This is a genomic window from Massilia sp. HP4, from assembly GCF_005222695.1.
Taxonomy (GTDB): domain Bacteria; phylum Pseudomonadota; class Gammaproteobacteria; order Burkholderiales; family Burkholderiaceae_D; genus Telluria.
In genome coordinates this window covers 160284-176574 of sequence record NZ_STGG01000012.1, presented here as the reverse complement: position 1 = coordinate 176574, position 16291 = coordinate 160284, and the positions used below count along the sequence as shown (strand labels likewise).

The window sequence follows — 16291 nt, the reverse complement described above, 5'->3', positions numbered from 1 at the left end:
GGGTTCCGTTGGTTGAACTGAATCGGGGCATTATAAAATAGAAGAGGAACCGGACTTCAATCTGACTTTGCGAGAACAGACACCCATGTACAAGATCGTATTCATGCGCCACGGCGAATCCACCTGGAACCTCGAAAACCGCTTCACCGGCTGGACCGACGTCGACCTGACCGAAAAAGGCGTGGCCGAGGCGAAAACCGCCGGCCGCGTGCTCAAGGAGGCCGGCTTTACCTTCGACGTGGCCTATACCTCGGTGCTCAAGCGCGCCATCCGCACCCTGTGGCTGGCGATGGACGAGATGGACGCGATGTACCTGCCGGTCAAGAATGACTGGCGCCTGAACGAGCGCCACTACGGCGCCCTGCAGGGCCTGGATAAAGCCGAGACCGCCGCCAAGTTCGGCGACGAGCAGGTGCTGGTCTGGCGCCGCAGCTACGACACCCCGCCGCCGGCGCTGGAAAAAGACGACCGGCGCACCTCGTTCGGCGATCCGCGCTATGCCAGCCTGGCGGACGACCAGATCCCGCTGACCGAATGCCTGAAGGACACCGTGGCGCGCGTGATGCCGGCCTGGAACGACGAAATCGCCCCCGCGATCCGCGCCGGCAAGAACATCCTGATCTCGGCCCACGGCAATAGCCTGCGCGCCATCATCAAGATGCTGGACAACATCAGCGACGCCGACATCGTCGGCCTGAACATCCCCAACGGCCAGCCGCTGGTGTATGAGCTGGACGCCGACCTCAAGCCGATCAAGCACTACTACCTGGGCGACCAGGACGCGATCGCCGCCGCCATGGCGGCCGTGGCCAACCAAGGGAAGGCAAAGTAAGTCTTGCGTTTGCCATCCATGAAGGGAGCCGGTAGCGTGCTCTTGAGTACGCTGCTGGCGGTCGCGCTGTCCGGCGCGTTTGCCACCGACGCCTGGGCCCAGCGCCAGACCGAGCGCAGCCGCCAGAAGGCGGCGGCCGAGAAGCAGCGCGCCGGCATCCAGCAAAAGCTGCAGGCGATCAAGCGCGACATCAGCCAGACCGAAAGCGCCAGGGAAGACGCGGCCGACACGCTGGCCGAGTCCGAAGCCGCCATTTCGGACGCCAACCGCGCACTGCGCGACCTGCAGCAAGAGCAGGGCGTGACCAACACGCGCCTGCAAGACCTGGCCGCGCAGCAGGAACAGCTGAACCAGACCATCGCCGCCCAGCAAAAGCAGTTGGCGAAGCTATTGCGCGAACACTATGTGGCTGGCAACGAAGACCGGATCAAGCTGCTGCTGTCCGGCGACAACCCGAACCGCATCAGCCGCGACTTGCAACTGATGGCCTATGTCTCGCAGGCCCAGGCGCGTTTGCTGGGCTCGCTGCGCGGCAACCTGGTGCAAGTCGAGGCCAACCGCGACCAGGTCGAGAACGCCCAGCAAGAGCTGGAAGAAATCGCCCAGGAACAGCTCGACCAGAAGGCACTGCTGGAAAAAGAAAAAGCCAAGCGCGCCGCGCTGCTCAACAATCTGTCGACCCGCCTGGCCGACCAGCGCAAGCAGGCCGATCGCCTGGAGCAGGACGAAGAACGCATGTCGGGCCTGGTCACCCGCCTCGAGCGCCTGATCCGCGAGCAGGAAGAAGCCGAGCGCAAGCGCCAGGCGGCCCTGGCCGCGAAACGCGCCAAAGCCAAGGCCGCGGCCGAGGCGAAAGCGAAGGCCCTGGTGGCGGCGCGCGCGAAAGCAGCGGCCGAGAAGGCCGAGCGCGACCGCGAACGCGAGCGCATCGCGCGCGAAAACGCCAAGCCGGGCGCCAGGCCGCAGCCGATGCCCGCGCCGATCAAGGAAGCGCCGATCGTGGCCCAGGAGCCGGAACAGGAAGACCCGGGCCCGAGCGAACCGCCGGCGCCGATCCTGGGACCGGCCGCAGCAAGCGGTTCCTTCACGGCGCTCAAGGGCCGCATGGCAAGCCCGGTCAACGGCAGCATCGCGGCCCGCTTCGGCGGACGCCGCGGCGACGGTCCGACCTGGAAGGGCAATTTCATCAAGGCCGCGGAAGGATCCGAGGTGCGCGCCGTGGCCCCGGGCCGGGTGGTGCACGCCGACTGGATGCGGGGCTTCGGCAACCTGATCATCATCGACCACGGCGACGGCTACCTGACGATCTACGGCAATAACCAGTCGCTGCTCAAGCGCCCGGGCGACAGCGTGCGCGCCGGCGAGGCGGTGGCCAGTGCGGGCAATACCGGTGGCAACGAGGAATCGGGGCTATACTTTGAGCTCAGGCATCGCGGCAAGGCCATCGACCCGGCGGGCTGGGTCAGGTTCTAGGTATAACAAAGGTCAACATGGGCATGAAAGCAAAGCATTTCGGGCTGGTCGGCGTGGGTGTGCTGGTCGGCGTGGCGGCATCGTTCCAGCTGTCGGCCCATGCGCAAAAAACCGGTGCGCCCCTGCCGCTCGACGAACTGCGCCAGCTTGCCGATGTCTATGGCCTGATCAAGACCGACTATGTCGAGCCGGTCGAGGATAAAAAACTGCTGTCCGAGGCAATCGGCGGCATGGTCGCCTCGCTCGACCCGCACTCGGTCTACCTCGACCAGAAGGCGTTTCGCGATATGCGCGAGGCGGTGCAGGGCAAGTTCGTCGGCGTCGGCGTCGAGATCTCGAACGAGGACGGCTATATCAAGGTGGTGTCGCCTATCGAGGACACGCCCGCCTTCAAGGCCGGCGTCAAGCCGGGCGACCTGATCACCCGCATCGATAATGTCCCGGTGCGCAATATGTCGTCCGACGAGGCGATCAAGCGCATGCGCGGCAAGGTCGGCAGCAAGGTGACGCTCACCATTGCCCGTCCCGGCGAAGACAAGCCCTGGGTGGTGCCGATCGCCCGCCAGGAAATCAAGGTCGTCAGCGTCAGGGCCAAGATGGTCGAGCCCGGCTACGCCTGGTTGCGCATCAGTCAGTTCCAGGAGAACACCCTGGACGAGCTGGCCAAAAAGACCAAGGAACTGTACGCCGAACAACCCGATATCAAGGGCCTGGTGCTCGACCTGCGCAACGACCCGGGCGGCCTGCTGCCGGGCGCGATCGGCGTCTCGGCCGCCTTCCTGCCGCAGCCCGACCAGGTGATCGTCTCGACCAAGGGGCAGGTGGCGGATGCGAACCAGGCCTTCTATGGCCGGCGCGAATTCTATGCCCAGCGCGGCGACCCGCTGGCCGGCTTGCCGGCCGGCCTCAAATCGGTGCCGATGGTGGTGCTGGTCAACGGTGGCTCGGCATCGGCGTCCGAAATCGTGGCCGGCGCGCTGCAGGATTACCAGCGCGCGATCGTGATGGGCAGCCGCACCTTTGGCAAGGGCTCGGTGCAGACTTTGCGCCAATTGTCTGAAGACACCGCGATCAAGCTGACCACGGCCCGCTACTACACGCCGAAAGGCCGGCCGATCCAGGCCACCGGCATCGAACCCGATCTGCGGGTCGACGAGAGCGCCGAGGGAGACTTGCTGAACGCCCTGCGCGTGCGCGAGGCCGACCTGCAGCGCCACCTGGTGGCCGAGGGCAACCAGAAAGAAACGCCGGCCAGGGACCAGGACGGCAGCCTGGCGCAGCAACAGCGCGCGCTGGCCCTGCTCAAGGACCGCAAGCCGATCGAGTTCGGCGGCCAGGAAGATTTCCAGCTGGCCCAGGCGCTCAATCACTTCAAGGGCCAGCCGGTGCAGTTGGCCAAGGGCGTGCCCGATGAAGACAAACCCGCGCCGGCGCCGTTGCCGGGGGCGGAACACAAGCCGCCTGAACTGAAAGCGCCGAAGCAGTAGGGTTGGCGTTCAGGCTGCGCACGCACACCCGATACATGAACGACAACCAACTCCTGCGCTACTCGCGCCACATCCTGCTCGACGACATCGGCATCGAAGGCCAGCAGCGCCTGCTGGACGCCCACGCCCTGGTCATCGGCGCCGGCGGCCTCGGCTCGCCCGCCGCGCTCTACCTGGCCTCGGGTGGTATCGGCCGTATCACCCTGGTCGACGACGACACGGTCGACCTGACCAACCTGCAGCGCCAGGTCATGCACACGACCGAAAGGGTCGGCCAGCCCAAGGTCGACTCGGGCCGCGCGGCCCTGCTGGCGATCAATCCCGAGATCGAGGTCGTCGCCCTGCGTGAACGCGCCGGCCCCGAACGCCTGCTGCAACTGGCCCGCACGGCCACGGTCGTGCTCGACTGCAGCGACAATTTCGCCACCCGCCACGCCGTCAACCGCGCCTCTGTGGCGGCCGGCGTGCCGCTGGTGTCGGGGGCGGCGATCCGCTTCGACGGCCAGTTGTCCGTATTCGACCCACGCCAGCCGGGTGCCCCCTGCTATGCCTGCCTGTTCCCAGAGGGCAGTGGTTTCGAGGACGTTGCCTGCAGCACCATGGGCGTATTCGCGCCGCTGGTCGGCATCGTCGGCGCGGTCCAGGCCGCCGAAGCGATGAAATTGATCTCGGGCGTAGGCGAGCCGCTGGTCGGCCGCCTGCTCATGCTGGACGGGAAATCGATGGAGTGGAGCGCGGTCACGGTGGCGCGCAATACCGGCTGCCCGGTGTGCTCGGTGCGGGGCGGCAAGCACGATGCGGTTTGATGAAGACCGCCTTAAAGGGACGGATCCAAGGTGTCGTGACAGGCGTAGGTAGCTTACAATTGCACACCCGCCGCCGCCGGCGATGTAAGCGATTTGCACGGTTTTGTACCGAGTTTCATCCGTAGTATTGTCCTGTCATATTTCGGACGTATACTGTCCCGGTTTCACCGATTCACCAGCCTAACCACACTGCATATGAATTTCCAACGCACACAACGTCGCGCCCGCGGCTTCACCCTGGTCGAGATCATGGTCGTCGTGGTGATCATCGGCATCCTCGGCGCCCTGGTCGTGCCCAAGCTGCTGGGCCGCACCGGCGAGTCGCGCGTCACCGCCGCCAAGGTCGACATCGCCACCATGATGCAGGCCCTCAAGCTGTACAAGCTCGACAACCAGCGCTATCCGACCACCGAGCAGGGCCTGAACGCCTTGATCGCCAAGCCCACGTCGGGCCCGTCCGCCAACGGCTGGAAAGACGGCGGCTATATCGAAAAGCTGCCAAAAGACCCATGGGGTAACGCCTACCAATACCTGTCGCCGGGCGTGAAAGGCGAGATCGACGTGTTCTCGTACGGCGCCGACGGCCAGCCGGGCGGTACCGGCGAGGACGCCGACGTCGGTTCCTGGCACTGAGTTTTCCCATGCCGGCCTGGCGCAGACGGGGCGCATCCTCCGGCTTCACCCTGGTGGAGCTGCTGGTCGTGATGGTCATCATCGGCATCACGCTGGGGCTGGCCACGCTGAACGCCATCCCGAGCCCGCGCCAGGACCTCGAGAACGAGGCCAAGCGCATCGCGCTGCTGCTGCAACTGGCGCGCGACGAAGCCATCGTGCGTAACCGCCTGGTGGCTTTCGAGGCCAACGGCGAGCGCTACCGCTTCATGGTGCGCGGCGACACCGGCTGGGCGCCGGTCACGCGCGACGACCTGCTGCGCGAGCGCAGCTTCAAGAATCCGCCGCTGCGCCTCGTGCTCGAGCCGGCCGCTACCGGCATCGGCAGCGGCAGCCCGGATCTGCTGCGCATCACCTTCGGACGCGAGCCGGTCGACCGCCCCTTCGTGCTGACCCTGGCCTCGGGCGCCAATGCGGTGGCGATCCGTGCCGACGGCGTCGGCCACTTTACCGTCGAATGAAGCGCCACGCCATCATGTCATCTCGCCGTGCATCAGGATTCACCCTGCTCGAAGTGCTGGTGGCGCTGGTCATCGTCGGCACCGCGCTGGCCGCCGGCCTGCGCGCGGTGGGTAGCCTGACCACCAATAGCGCCGGCCTGCGCGCCTCGATGATGGCGACCTGGTCGGCCGAGAACCGCCTGGTGCAGATCCGCCTGGGGCGCGAATTCCCCGAGATCGGCAAGCGCAGCTTTCCCTGCCCGCAAGGCGACCTGAACCTGCTGTGCGAAGAGGAAGTGCTGACCAGTCCCAATCCGCTGTTGCGCAGGATCGAAGTCTCGGTATTCGACGCCGACAATCCGGGCCGCCGCATTGTCAAACTCATCCAACTGGTCCTGAGGCCTTCCCCGATATGAACGCCAGGTCGCGCCGTGCAGGCTTCACGCTGGTCGAGCTCCTGGTGGCGATCGGCATCCTCGCCATGGTGGCCGTGCTCGGCTGGCGCGGGCTGGACGGCATCGTGCGTGCCCGCGTGGCGCTGACGAACGAGATGGAAGTTACGCGCGGCATGCAGCTGGCCTTTGCCCAGTTGCAGAACGATTGCGAGAATGCCGCCGGTAGCGAGCTCATGCGCGGCCAGCCGGCGTTGCTGTGGGACGCCGACCGCCTGACCCTGGTGCGCAAGGTGTATGTCGAACACGAACCCTCGCGCCTGCAGGTGATCAGTTACCGCGTCGTCAATGGTCAACTGATCCGGCGCGAGTCGCCCGGCACGCGCGACCTGAACCAGGTCGGGCAGCTGTGGCAGGCGCTGGCGTCGGATACGCCGGCCGACAATTCGCCATCGGTCGTGCTGCAAGTCGGCGTGACCGGCATGCAGGTGCAGGGCTGGCAAAACAATGCCTGGCGAAATGAACCGACCGCCGTTGGCGGCAATGTCGAGCCGCAGCAGCCGAACCCTTTGCCGCCCCCGGTCGCGGGCCGCTCGCTCGAGCCGACCGGCGTGCAGGTGGCGCTGACGGTGCAGGGCCTGGGCCAGCCGATGGTCAAGGCGTTCTTGCTAGGGGGCACTTGATGCGGCGCCAGGTCCACCGTCATCCTGCCCGCCAGCGCGGCGTCGCCGTGGTCACTGCCTTGCTGCTGACCACGCTGGCGATCTCGATCGTGGCCAGCCTGTTCTGGCAGCAGCAGGTGCAGGTGCGCTCGATGGAAAACCAGCGCCTGCAGCTGCAGACCAAGTGGATCCAGCGCGGCGCCCTCGACTGGGCCAGCGTGATCCTGCGCCAGCCCTTCGGCGGCCGTATCTCGCTCGAGCAGATCTGGGCCACGCCGCTGGCCGAAACCCGGCTCGACCAGTACATCGAACGCGAGCGGGTACAAGGAGAAAACTTCAATGCATCCCTGTCGGGTCAGGTTTACGACGCCACGGCGCGTTACAATCTGAGCAACCTGGCAAATGGCGGTATACGTAGCCCGGTGCAGACCGAGGTGCTGGCGCGGCTGTTGACCAATCTGCGCCTCGAGGCGCGGCTGGCGCGGCCGATCGCCGACTTCGTGGCGGCCGGCCAGCCGCTGGCGGTGGTGGATCCCGACGCGACGACCGCGGGCCCGCAGACGCCGCGTACCGGCAACCCGATGCCGATCATGCGGGTGGACGACCTGCTGGCGGTGCAGGGCGTCAAGCCCGAGACCGTCGAGGCCCTGCGCCCCTTCGTGATCGTGCTGCCGTCCGACGATACGACGGTGAACGTGAACACGGCGCCGGCCGAGGTGCTGGCCGCGGTACTGGCCGATTGCTCTCTGGCCCAGGCCAATGCCATTGTCGAGCAGCGCAAGCGGATACCGTGGAACGATGTGCAGCTGTTCAAGAGTGAATTCGAGTGCGCGCAACAACAACAGCCGCAGGGAGAAGCGAAGATTAATATCACCAGCAATTACTTCCTGGTACAGAGCCGCATCCGGCTCGACCGCGCGGCGCTGGATGCCGAATCGCTGGTGGAGCGCGGCGGCAACCTGGTCAACCGCGGCAGCATCAATGTGATCTGGACCCGCCAGAACTAGAAGAAAGCGAGACAGTTTGACTACTCTTTATATCCGGCATCCGGCCAGGAGCGAGGGCGAAGGCGCCCTGGCGCGGTTCGCGATGGTCGGCGACAACGGCGCCATCGGCCAGCAGGGCGAAGGCGCGCTGCGCAACCTGGGCGACGTGGTCGCGGCCAGCCGGCGCGTGGTGCTGATCCTGGCCGCCAGCGACGTCACCCTGCTGGCGGTAAAGGCCCCGCCGCTGGCCGGCGCGCGCCTGCGCGCGGCGCTGCCGGCCCTGGTCGAAGAATATATCCTGGGCGACCCGCTCGATTGCGTATTGGTGGCCGGCCCGGCCATGGCCGACGGCCGCCGGCCGGTGGCCGTGGTGCAGCAGGCCTGGCTCGAGCCGCTGGTGCGCAAACTCCTCGAGATGGGCGCGCGCGCGGTGGTGGCCGTGCCCGAGCAACTGTGCCTGCCGCTGCATCCGGGCAGCGTGAGCGCCGCCTTCGGCAAGGGCGAATTGATCTTGCGCCAGAGCCAATACGAAGGCCTGGGCCTGGCGCTCGACGGCAGCCCGGTGGTGGCCCTGCAGACGGCGCGCGCGCTGGCGGGCGATGCGCCGCTGGTGCTGTACGTCGAGCATGAACGGCTCGGCGAATACGGGGTGCTGCTGGCCGAGGCCGGCCCCGGCGTCACCCTCGAGAGCGACAACTGGGCGCACTGGATTGCCGGCGCCCGGGGCAGCAACCATGGCGCCGGCGCCGTCGGCCCCGCGCTCGACCTGGTGCCTGGCCTCGGCACGGCCGGCGTGGCGCGGCGCGACTGGCGCCGCTGGCGCTGGCCGGTGCGGCTGGCCCTGGCCGCGCTGGTGGTCAACGTCATCGGCCTGAACGTCGAGTGGCTGGGCATGAAGCGCGAGGCCGACGCCGTGCGCCAGCAAATGAGCCAGACCTTCCGCGCGGTCTATCCGAACCAGCCGGCGATCGATCCGGTCGCGCAGATGCAGCAGAATATCGCGCGTTCCCGCGCCGGCAGCGGCGAGGTGGGCGGCGACGAATTCACCTGGATGGCGGCGGCCTTCGGCGAAGCCATGGGTGGCCTCGGCGCGCCGCCTGCGATTGCATCAATGGAGTTCCGCGAACGCGCCCTCACGGTGCGCGTCAAACCTGAATCCGCCAACCCAGGCGCCGCAGACCAGCTGCGTCCGGCCCTGGCGGCACGCCATCTCAGCCTGGAAGCGCCTGACGCCAACACCTGGCTGATCCGCAGCACTGGAAGCACGCAACCGGGAGTCACCCAATGAGCATCGCTGGCCAAATCAGCGGCCTGCGCGAACGCGCAACCGCCTACTGGATCGCGCGCACCGAGCAGGAACGCAAGTTCCTGATGGTCGGCGGCCTGGTCGCTCTACTTGCGCTGTTCTACCTGGTCCTGCTCGAGCCCGCGCTTGATGGCCGCGAGCAGTTGCGCCGTTCGCTGCCCGAGCTGCGCCAGCAGGCCGCCCAGCTCGAGGCGCTGGCCGGCGAGGCCCGGGCCGTCGCCAGCGAGCCGGCGCCTGCCATCGCGCCGGTCACGCAAGCGTCGCTCGCGGCCAGCATGTCGGCGCGCGGCCTCAATCCGGCCTCGCTGTCGGTGAGCGGCGAATACACCAAGGTTCAGCTCAACAATGTTTCCTTCGCCAACCTGATGGCCTGGCTCGACGCCCAGCGGCGCGAAAGCCGCCTGATGGTGCAAGACGCGCAATTCTCCGCCCAGACCGCGCTGGGCCAGGTCGACGCCACGCTCACGCTGCGCCAGAGCGGTCCGGCTTCATGAGGCGGGTGCTGACGTGGAGCGTGCTGGTCATCCTGGCGGTCGTGGCAACGGTGCTGGCGTTCCTGCCGGCGTCCTGGCTGGGGCCGCTGGTCGAACGCCAGACCGGCGGTCGATTGACGCTGGGGGACGCGCAAGGTACGCTTTGGCGCGGCTCAGCCTTTATCGGCGGGGCGCCGGGGCCGGGCGGGGCGGTGACGCCCTTGCTGCCGGGCCGTTTCGCCTGGACCTTGTCGCCGCTGGTGGTGCTGGGCCAGGTGAGCATGACCCTGGAAAATGCCCAGGCGCTGGCCAACCCGGTGCGGGTCGAGGGCAGCTGGTCGCAGTGGCAGGTCAATGCCGGCGAACTATTGCTGCCAGCCGAGGGCTTGTCGGGCCTGGGCGCGCCATTGAACACATTGGCGCCGAGCGGCCGCATCCGTCTGAGCTGGAACACGCTCGACCTGCTGCGCCAGCAACATGCCGTGACGGTGCAGGGGCGCACCGTCCTGTCGATGAGCGATATGGGTGCCCGCATGTCGCCCATCAAGCCGCTCGGCAGTTATGAAATGATCATGGACTGGCGTGGACCGCAGGCCGATTTGACCCTGCGCACCGTGCGTGGCGCTTTGCTGCTGTCGGGCGCGGGGGTACTGCAAAATGGACGCCTGCGCTTTTCGGGCCAGGCCAGCGCCGCCGATGGCTATGAAGACCAGCTCGGGACCATGTTGAACCTGCTGGGCCAGCGCCGGATGGTGAACGGCAAAAACGTAATCGCACTCGAGTTCAGATAATGAAGAAAACACACCGCTCCACCTTCGCGCCCCTCGACATGTCGGCCCGGCAGCAGTTGCCGGCCCTGCAGTTGCGGGCCCAGCGCCTCGCCGCCGGCGCCATGCTGTGCTGCGCCGCCACCCTGGTCGCGCTGCCGCTGCCCGTGCGGGCGCAAGAAAGCGCGAATGCCGCTGCCTTGAGCTTCGTCAATGCCGACATCGAATCGGTGATCAAGGCCATCGGCCACTACACCGGCATGACCTTCATCATCGACCCGCGGGTCAAGGGTACATTGACACTGGTGTCCGAGAAATCGCTGAGCAAGACCGAAGCCTTCGGCCTGCTCACCTCGACCTTGCGCCTGCAGGGCTTCGCGGTGGTCACCAGCGGCGACGGCTATGCCAAGGTGGTGCCCGAGGCCGAAGCCAAGCTGCAATCCTCGCCGACCCAGGTCGGCGGCGTGCGCTCCAGCAAGGCGACCGGCGACCAGATCGCAACCCAGGTGTTTTATCTCTCCTACGAGTCGGCCGCCAACCTCACCGCCGTGCTGCGGCCGCTGATCTCGCCCAATAATTCGATCATGGCGAACCCGGGCAACAACACCCTGGTCGTCACCGACTACGCCGACAACCTGCGCCGCCTGGCGCGCATCATCGCCGCGCTCGACGCGCCGGTGGCTGCCGACCTCGACGTGATCCCGATCCGCAACGCGATCGCGAGCGACATCGCCACGCTCGTCACGCGCCTGATGGAACCGGCGGCCGGCGGCGATTCGGGCCGGGTCACGGTGCTGGCCGATCCGCGCACCAACTCGGTCGTGATCCGCGCGCCGTCGCAGGCACGCGCCAACCTGGCCAAGAGCCTGATCGCCCGCCTCGACCAAGAGAGCTCGAGCAAGGGCAATATCCACGTGGTCTACCTCAAGAATGCCGAAGCCACCCGCGTGGCCCAGACCCTGCGCGCCGTGGTCTCGCAAGACTCGTCGGCGCTGCAGGTGCAGCAGGGCACCCAGGGCAGTTCGATCACGTCCGGCACCGGCAGCCAGGCGGGGCAGGGCGGCCAAAGCGGCCTCGGCGGCCAGCAGGGCCTGCAGGGCGGCACCGGCATGGGCGGCTCCGGCAACACCTTCGGCCAGCAGGGCCAGCAAGGACAGCAGGGCGGCGGCGGCGGCCAGGGCTCGGGCTTCATCCAGGCCGACGCCTCCACCAACAGCCTGATCATCACCGCGCCGGACGCCGTGTACCGGAACCTGCGCTCCGTGATCGACCAGCTCGACGTGCGCCGGGCCCAGGTCTATATCGAGGCGCTGGTGGTCGAAGTGTCGTCCAATAAAGCCTCCGAATTCGGCGTGCAATGGGTCGGCGCCACCGGCGACTCCGACAGCAAATACCGCTTCGGCGGCTTGCAGAACTTCAATGGCGGCGGCTCGGGCAACAGCATCGTCAACCTGGCGCTGGCGGCCAGCCAGGCGACCGGCGGCACCAGCGGCACCTCGGTGCCGACCCTGCCGACCGGCCTCACCTTCGGCCTGTTCCGCCAGGTGGGCGGCGAGCTCGGCCTGGGCGCGGTCGCCCGCGCGCTGGAAAACGACGGCAACGCCAACATTCTTTCCACGCCGAACATGATCACGCTGGACAACGAGCTGGCCACCATCAAGGTCGGCCAGAACGTCCCGATCATCACCGGTTCGTTCGCCACCAACAGCACCACCGGCGGCGGCAACCCGTTCCAGACGGTCGACCGGCAAGACGTCGGCCTGCTGCTGCGGGTGCGCCCGCAGATCTCGGAAGGCGGTACCATCAAGATGGCCATCTACCACGAGAACTCGAGCGTGGATGCCTCGACCCGCAATGCCGAGTCGGGCCTGACCACGAACGTGCGCGCCATCGAGAGCAATGTGCTGGCCGACGACGGCCAGATCATCGTGCTGGGCGGCCTGATCGAAGACAGCGAAGGCGATGGCGAAGAGAAAGTGCGTGGCCTGGGCGACATCCCGGTGATCGGCAACCTGTTCAAGTACCGCACACGCAGCCGCGTCAAGACCAACCTGATGGTGTTCCTGCGCCCGGTCGTGGTGCGCAGCAAGGAAGCCTCGAATTCGATCGCGATGGACCGCTACGACTACATGCGCGCGGCCGGCGCCGCCGCCCAACCCGAGTCGTCGGCCCTGCTGCGCGACCTGGGCGCGCCGCAACTGCCGCCGCTGGTGAATGGCCAGCCGCCGGCCGGCGGCGGCATGGCGACCGTGCCGCAACAGCGCCAGCCGGCGCCGAATGCGGCGCCGGGCGCGTCGCTCGATGGCGCCGCATCGCGCCACCAGGGTACGCTGGGTGCGCCGCAAGCAACGCAGGGAACCATGCCGGGGGCGGGCGTGTCTGAACCTGGATCGGCCGTCAATCCGGCCTCGCAATTCCGCCCGGTGACGCAACCGAACCCGAGCACGAACCCGGGCTCCACCCCGGGCTCCACCCCGGGCTCCACCCCGGGCTCCACCCCGGGCTCCACCCGATAATGAGCGCAACATCATGAACAACCTGCTGCCCTACGCCTTCGCCCGCGACCATGGCGTGCTGGCGCGCGGTAACGGCGAGCCGGGCCAGAGCGTCGAAGTGCTGGTCTCCAGCGCCACGCGGCCGGCCGCCATTGCCGAGGTGTCGCGCCGCTTCGGCCGCATCCAGCTGCGCCGCCTCGACCGCGACGAGCTCGACGCGGCGATTGCCGGCGCCTATGCGGGCGGCGGCGGCGATGCGTCGCAGGTGGTCGACGAATTCGACGCCGACCTCGACCTGACCAAGCTGCTGCAAGACGTGCCCGCCATCGAAGACCTGCTCGAATCGTCCGACGACGCGCCGGTGATCCGCATGATCAATGCGCTGCTCACGCAATCGCTGCGCGAAGGCGCATCCGACATCCACATCGAGCCGTTCGAGCAAACGTCCGTCGTGCGCTTTCGCATCGACGGCGCGCTGCGCGACATCGTGCGCCCGAAAAAGGCGATCCACGCCTCGCTGATCTCGCGTATCAAGATCATGTCGCAGCTCGACATCGCCGAGAAACGCCTGCCGCAAGACGGTCGCATCACCCTGCGCGTGGGCGGCAAACCGGTCGATGTGCGCGTCTCGACCCTGCCGACCGGCCACGGCGAACGCGCCGTGCTGCGCCTGCTCGATAAAGAGGCAGGGCGGCTCGACCTGTCGCACCTGGGCATGGCGCCCGGTATGCTGCCGCAGTTCGACCGCCTGATCAACCAGCCGCACGGCATCGTGCTGGTGACCGGCCCGACCGGTTCCGGCAAGACCACCACCTTGTACGCGGCGCTGTCGCGCCTGAACGCTTCCACCACCAATATCATGACGGTGGAAGACCCGATCGAGTACGACCTGAACGGCGTCGGCCAGACCCAGGTCAATGCCCGCATCGACATGACCTTCGCCAAGGCCCTGCGCGCGATCCTGCGGCAAGACCCCGACGTCATCATGATCGGCGAGATCCGCGACCTGGAAACGGCGCAGATCGCGGTGCAGGCTTCGCTTACCGGTCACCTGGTGCTGGCGACCCTGCACACGAACGACGCCGCCTCGGCCGTCACCCGGCTGCTGGACATGGGCATCGAACCGTTCCTGCTGTCCTCGTCGCTGCTGGGCGTGATGGCCCAGCGCCTCGTGCGCAAACTGTGCTCGCAGTGCAAGACCTTCGACGGCTCCACCTGGCATGCGGTCGGTTGCGAGCGTTGCGGCCACACGGGCTACCACGGCCGCGTCGGTGTCTACGAGCTGCTCGAAACCACCGAGCAGATCCGTTCCCAGATCCACAACCGTGCCTCCGAAGCCGAGATCCGCGATGCGGCGCTGGCCACCGGCATGAAGACCATGCGCGACGACGGCGAACGCTGGCTGGCCGACGGCACCACCACCCGCGCCGAACTCGTGCGCGTGACGAAAGATTAGCGATGGGAACTGCAAGGATGGGACCTGACTGATGCCGGCATTCCGTTATGAGGCCGTCGACCTGGGGGGCGCCACCCGCAAGGGCGTGGTCAATGCCGACAGCCCGCGCGCGGCGCGCGCCGACCTGCGCACGCAAGGCCTCACGCCCCTCTCGGTCGAGGCCATCGCGGCCCAGGTCGACGCTTCCGGCGCCACCCGTGCGCGCGGCCTCGGCGAGCGCCTGTCGCAAAACGAGCTGGCGCTGTTCACGCGCCAGCTGGCCAGCCTGCTCGAGGCCGGCCTGCCGCTCGAGCAAGCCTTCACCGCCCTGCTCGAGCAGGCCGAGCGCGCCTATATGCGCGACCTGATCGCCTCGATCCGCTCCGAAGTCATCGGCGGCTCGCCATTCTCCACCGCGCTATCGCACCACCCGCGCGACTTCGCCGAGATCTACCGGGCGCTGGTCGCCTCGGGCGAGCAGATCGGGCAATTGTCGCGCGTGCTGTCGCGCCTGGCCGACTACATCGAGCGCCGCAACGCCCTGGTGCAAAAGGTGCGCCTGGCGTTTACCTATCCTGCGATCGTCACCGTGGTCGCGTTCGCGATCGTGATCTTCCTGCTCACCTATGTGGTGCCGCAGATCGTCTCGGTGTTCGCCAATACCAAACAAAAGCTGCCGTTCCTGACCATCGTCATGCTGGCCGTGTCCGACTTCGTGCGCGCCTACGGCATCTATTGCGCGATCCTGATCGCCGGCGCCTTCTGGCTGTGGCGGCGTGCGCTGCGCAATCCCGACCTCAAGCGGCGCTGGCATACCTGGCTGCTGACGGCCCCGGTCTACGGCAAGTTCGAGCGCAGCCTGAATACGGCGCGCTTTGCCAGCACCCTGGCGATCACTACCGGTTCCGGCGTGCCGATCCTGCGCGCGCTCGACACCAGCCGCGAAACCCTGTCCAATGTGGCGATGCGCGAGCTGGTCGAGCAGGCCACCGGCAGCGTGCGCGAAGGCGTGAGCCTGGCGCGCGCGCTCTCGGCGCAAAAACATTTCCCGCCGATGCTGGTGCACATGATCCGCGCTGGCGAGATTACCGGCGAACTGCCGGCCATGCTCGAACGCGCCGCCAATTCGCAGCAGGCCGACCTCGAGCGCCGCACGCTCACCATCGCCGGCCTGCTCGAGCCGGTGCTGATCCTGGCCATGGGCCTGGTGGTGCTGCTGATCGTGCTGGCGGTGCTGATGCCGATCATCGAAATCAACCAGCTGGTGCAGTAATCACGATGGCATTGAACCCTATGAACAAGCGTTTGCCTCTTCTCCTCAGCCTGCTTGCCCTGATCCTGCTGGCGGCCTCGATCGCCTACTGGGTGCTGCAGCTGTACAAACCCGAGCAGCGGCCGTTGGCGGCGGCGCCGGTCGCCACCCAGCCTCCACCGAGCCCCGAGGCTGCCGCCACCCTGTTCGGCGGCCAGCCGACGGCCGTGATCTCCAGCTTCCAGCTCACCGGCGTGGTGTCGGCCGGCGCCAACAGTGCGGTGATTCTCGTGGCCGACGGCCAGCCGCCGAAGGCCGTGCGCATCGGGCGCGAGATCGCGCCGGGCGTGACCGTGGCCGAAGTACACCGGCGCTACGTGATGCTGTCGGATGGCGGCGTGATGAAGCGGGTGGAGCTGGCGCCCGATACCGGCCAGTCGACGGCAATCATGCCGCCCGAGCCGCGCATGATGCAGCAGCAAGCGATGGGTGCGCCGCCCGCCATGGAACCGCAGACCGCACCGGGCGTGGTCAGCGCGCCGCCCACGATGATGAACCGGCCGCCGCCGGGCGGTGGACCCCAGGGCACGCCGACCACGCCAGAAAACGCGCAGGTGGTGCCCGAACCGCAGATGGATCCGGACGTCGATCCGAATGCACCGCCGGCCGAGCTGATCAACCAGCCGCAGACCACTCAGCCAATGAGTCAGCCGCAAATGCCGCCGAATGCCGTGCCGGTCAACCAGACCCAGCAGCCAATCACCCAATAATCCTGGCGCCGCGACCCGGCGCCGCCGCCACTGGCATCGACGT

The 16291-nt window shown here is 67.5% G+C and carries 16 protein-coding genes; all 16 read left to right on the top strand.

The window, feature by feature from the left end; genetic code table 11:
* The first annotated feature begins 85 nt into the window (after positions 1–85).
* The 16 genes from gpmA to E8M83_RS06130 all read left to right on the top strand — a co-directional run bounded on the left by gpmA (position 86) and on the right by E8M83_RS06130 (position 16248).
* On the top strand, positions 86–832 hold the full coding sequence (gene gpmA / locus E8M83_RS06205; protein WP_137172498.1) for a 2,3-diphosphoglycerate-dependent phosphoglycerate mutase: 747 nt from the start codon (positions 86–88) through the stop codon (positions 830–832).
* A gap of 18 nt (positions 833–850) precedes the next feature.
* On the top strand, positions 851–2305 hold the full coding sequence (locus E8M83_RS06200) for a peptidoglycan DD-metalloendopeptidase family protein (RefSeq protein WP_170976725.1): 1455 nt from the start codon (positions 851–853) through the stop codon (positions 2303–2305).
* Positions 2306–2322: 17 nt separating this feature from the next.
* Entirely contained in the window at positions 2323–3792 is a 1470-nt protein-coding gene (locus tag E8M83_RS06195; RefSeq protein ID WP_137172497.1) for a S41 family peptidase, read from the top strand.
* Positions 3793–3827: 35 nt separating this feature from the next.
* Positions 3828–4598 carry a molybdopterin-synthase adenylyltransferase MoeB gene (locus E8M83_RS06190; protein WP_137172496.1) on the top strand — a complete coding sequence of 257 codons (771 nt, stop codon included), beginning with the start codon at positions 3828–3830 and terminating at the stop codon, positions 4596–4598.
* 195 nt (positions 4599–4793) lie between these two features.
* Positions 4794–5231, top strand: coding sequence for a type II secretion system major pseudopilin GspG (gspG, locus tag E8M83_RS06185; protein WP_137172495.1), 438 nt, complete (start codon positions 4794–4796; stop codon positions 5229–5231).
* An 8-nt stretch (positions 5232–5239) separates the two neighbouring features.
* Positions 5240–5731 carry a GspH/FimT family pseudopilin gene (locus tag E8M83_RS06180; protein ID WP_137172494.1) on the top strand — a complete coding sequence of 164 codons (492 nt, stop codon included), beginning with the start codon at positions 5240–5242 and terminating at the stop codon, positions 5729–5731.
* A 14-nt stretch (positions 5732–5745) separates the two neighbouring features.
* Complete coding sequence (gene gspI, locus E8M83_RS06175; RefSeq protein ID WP_137172493.1) at positions 5746–6126, top strand: type II secretion system minor pseudopilin GspI; 381 nt, start codon at positions 5746–5748, stop codon at positions 6124–6126.
* On the top strand, positions 6123–6785 hold the full coding sequence (locus tag E8M83_RS06170) for a type II secretion system protein J (RefSeq protein WP_137172492.1): 663 nt from the start codon (positions 6123–6125) through the stop codon (positions 6783–6785). The genes gspI and E8M83_RS06170 overlap by 4 nt, the downstream gene beginning before the upstream one ends.
* A complete protein-coding gene (gene gspK, locus E8M83_RS06165; RefSeq protein WP_137172491.1) occupies positions 6785–7771 on the top strand; it encodes a type II secretion system minor pseudopilin GspK in 987 nt (328 codons plus the stop codon). Before E8M83_RS06170 ends, gspK begins: the two co-directional genes overlap by 1 nt.
* A gap of 16 nt (positions 7772–7787) precedes the next feature.
* Complete coding sequence (gene gspL, locus E8M83_RS06160; protein ID WP_137172490.1) at positions 7788–9038, top strand: type II secretion system protein GspL; 1251 nt, start codon at positions 7788–7790, stop codon at positions 9036–9038.
* Positions 9035–9550: a type II secretion system protein GspM gene (gene gspM, locus E8M83_RS06155; RefSeq protein WP_137172489.1), complete on the top strand. Its 516-nt coding sequence runs from the start codon at positions 9035–9037 to the stop codon at positions 9548–9550. Before gspL ends, gspM begins: the two co-directional genes overlap by 4 nt.
* The gene (gspN, locus tag E8M83_RS06150) at positions 9547–10320 is read left to right on the top strand and encodes a type II secretion system protein N (protein ID WP_137172488.1); all 774 of its coding nucleotides are present in this window, start codon (positions 9547–9549) and stop codon (positions 10318–10320) included. Before gspM ends, gspN begins: the two co-directional genes overlap by 4 nt.
* Entirely contained in the window at positions 10320–12812 is a 2493-nt protein-coding gene (gene gspD / locus E8M83_RS06145; RefSeq protein WP_229491432.1) for a type II secretion system secretin GspD, read from the top strand. Before gspN ends, gspD begins: the two co-directional genes overlap by 1 nt.
* A gap of 13 nt (positions 12813–12825) precedes the next feature.
* Positions 12826–14247, top strand: coding sequence for a type II secretion system ATPase GspE (gene gspE / locus E8M83_RS06140; RefSeq protein WP_137172487.1), 1422 nt, complete (start codon positions 12826–12828; stop codon positions 14245–14247).
* A gap of 31 nt (positions 14248–14278) precedes the next feature.
* Positions 14279–15499: a type II secretion system inner membrane protein GspF gene (gene gspF, locus E8M83_RS06135; protein ID WP_137172486.1), complete on the top strand. Its 1221-nt coding sequence runs from the start codon at positions 14279–14281 to the stop codon at positions 15497–15499.
* Positions 15500–15519: 20 nt separating this feature from the next.
* Positions 15520–16248, top strand: coding sequence for a hypothetical protein (locus E8M83_RS06130; RefSeq protein WP_229491431.1), 729 nt, complete (start codon positions 15520–15522; stop codon positions 16246–16248).
* Positions 16249–16291: the final 43 nt, after the last annotated feature.

What these genes read in the sequence shown, in the direction of transcription:
- gpmA (WP_137172498.1), top strand. Translation starts at nt 86, where the DNA reads ATGTACAAGATCGTATTCATGCGCCACGGCGAATCCACCTGGAACCTC.
- E8M83_RS06200 (WP_170976725.1), top strand. Translation starts at nt 851, where the DNA reads ATGAAGGGAGCCGGTAGCGTGCTCTTGAGTACGCTGCTGGCGGTCGCG.
- E8M83_RS06195 (WP_137172497.1), top strand. Translation starts at nt 2,323, where the DNA reads ATGGGCATGAAAGCAAAGCATTTCGGGCTGGTCGGCGTGGGTGTGCTG.
- E8M83_RS06190 (WP_137172496.1), top strand. Translation starts at nt 3,828, where the DNA reads ATGAACGACAACCAACTCCTGCGCTACTCGCGCCACATCCTGCTCGAC.
- gspG (WP_137172495.1), top strand. Translation starts at nt 4,794, where the DNA reads ATGAATTTCCAACGCACACAACGTCGCGCCCGCGGCTTCACCCTGGTC.
- E8M83_RS06180 (WP_137172494.1), top strand. Translation starts at nt 5,240, where the DNA reads ATGCCGGCCTGGCGCAGACGGGGCGCATCCTCCGGCTTCACCCTGGTG.
- gspI (WP_137172493.1), top strand. Translation starts at nt 5,746, where the DNA reads ATGTCATCTCGCCGTGCATCAGGATTCACCCTGCTCGAAGTGCTGGTG.
- E8M83_RS06170 (WP_137172492.1), top strand. Translation starts at nt 6,123, where the DNA reads ATGAACGCCAGGTCGCGCCGTGCAGGCTTCACGCTGGTCGAGCTCCTG.
- gspK (WP_137172491.1), top strand. Translation starts at nt 6,785, where the DNA reads ATGCGGCGCCAGGTCCACCGTCATCCTGCCCGCCAGCGCGGCGTCGCC.
- gspM (WP_137172489.1), top strand. Translation starts at nt 9,035, where the DNA reads ATGAGCATCGCTGGCCAAATCAGCGGCCTGCGCGAACGCGCAACCGCC.
- gspN (WP_137172488.1), top strand. Translation starts at nt 9,547, where the DNA reads ATGAGGCGGGTGCTGACGTGGAGCGTGCTGGTCATCCTGGCGGTCGTG.
- gspD (WP_229491432.1), top strand. Translation starts at nt 10,320, where the DNA reads ATGAAGAAAACACACCGCTCCACCTTCGCGCCCCTCGACATGTCGGCC.
- gspE (WP_137172487.1), top strand. Translation starts at nt 12,826, where the DNA reads ATGAACAACCTGCTGCCCTACGCCTTCGCCCGCGACCATGGCGTGCTG.
- gspF (WP_137172486.1), top strand. Translation starts at nt 14,279, where the DNA reads ATGCCGGCATTCCGTTATGAGGCCGTCGACCTGGGGGGCGCCACCCGC.
- E8M83_RS06130 (WP_229491431.1), top strand. Translation starts at nt 15,520, where the DNA reads ATGAACAAGCGTTTGCCTCTTCTCCTCAGCCTGCTTGCCCTGATCCTG.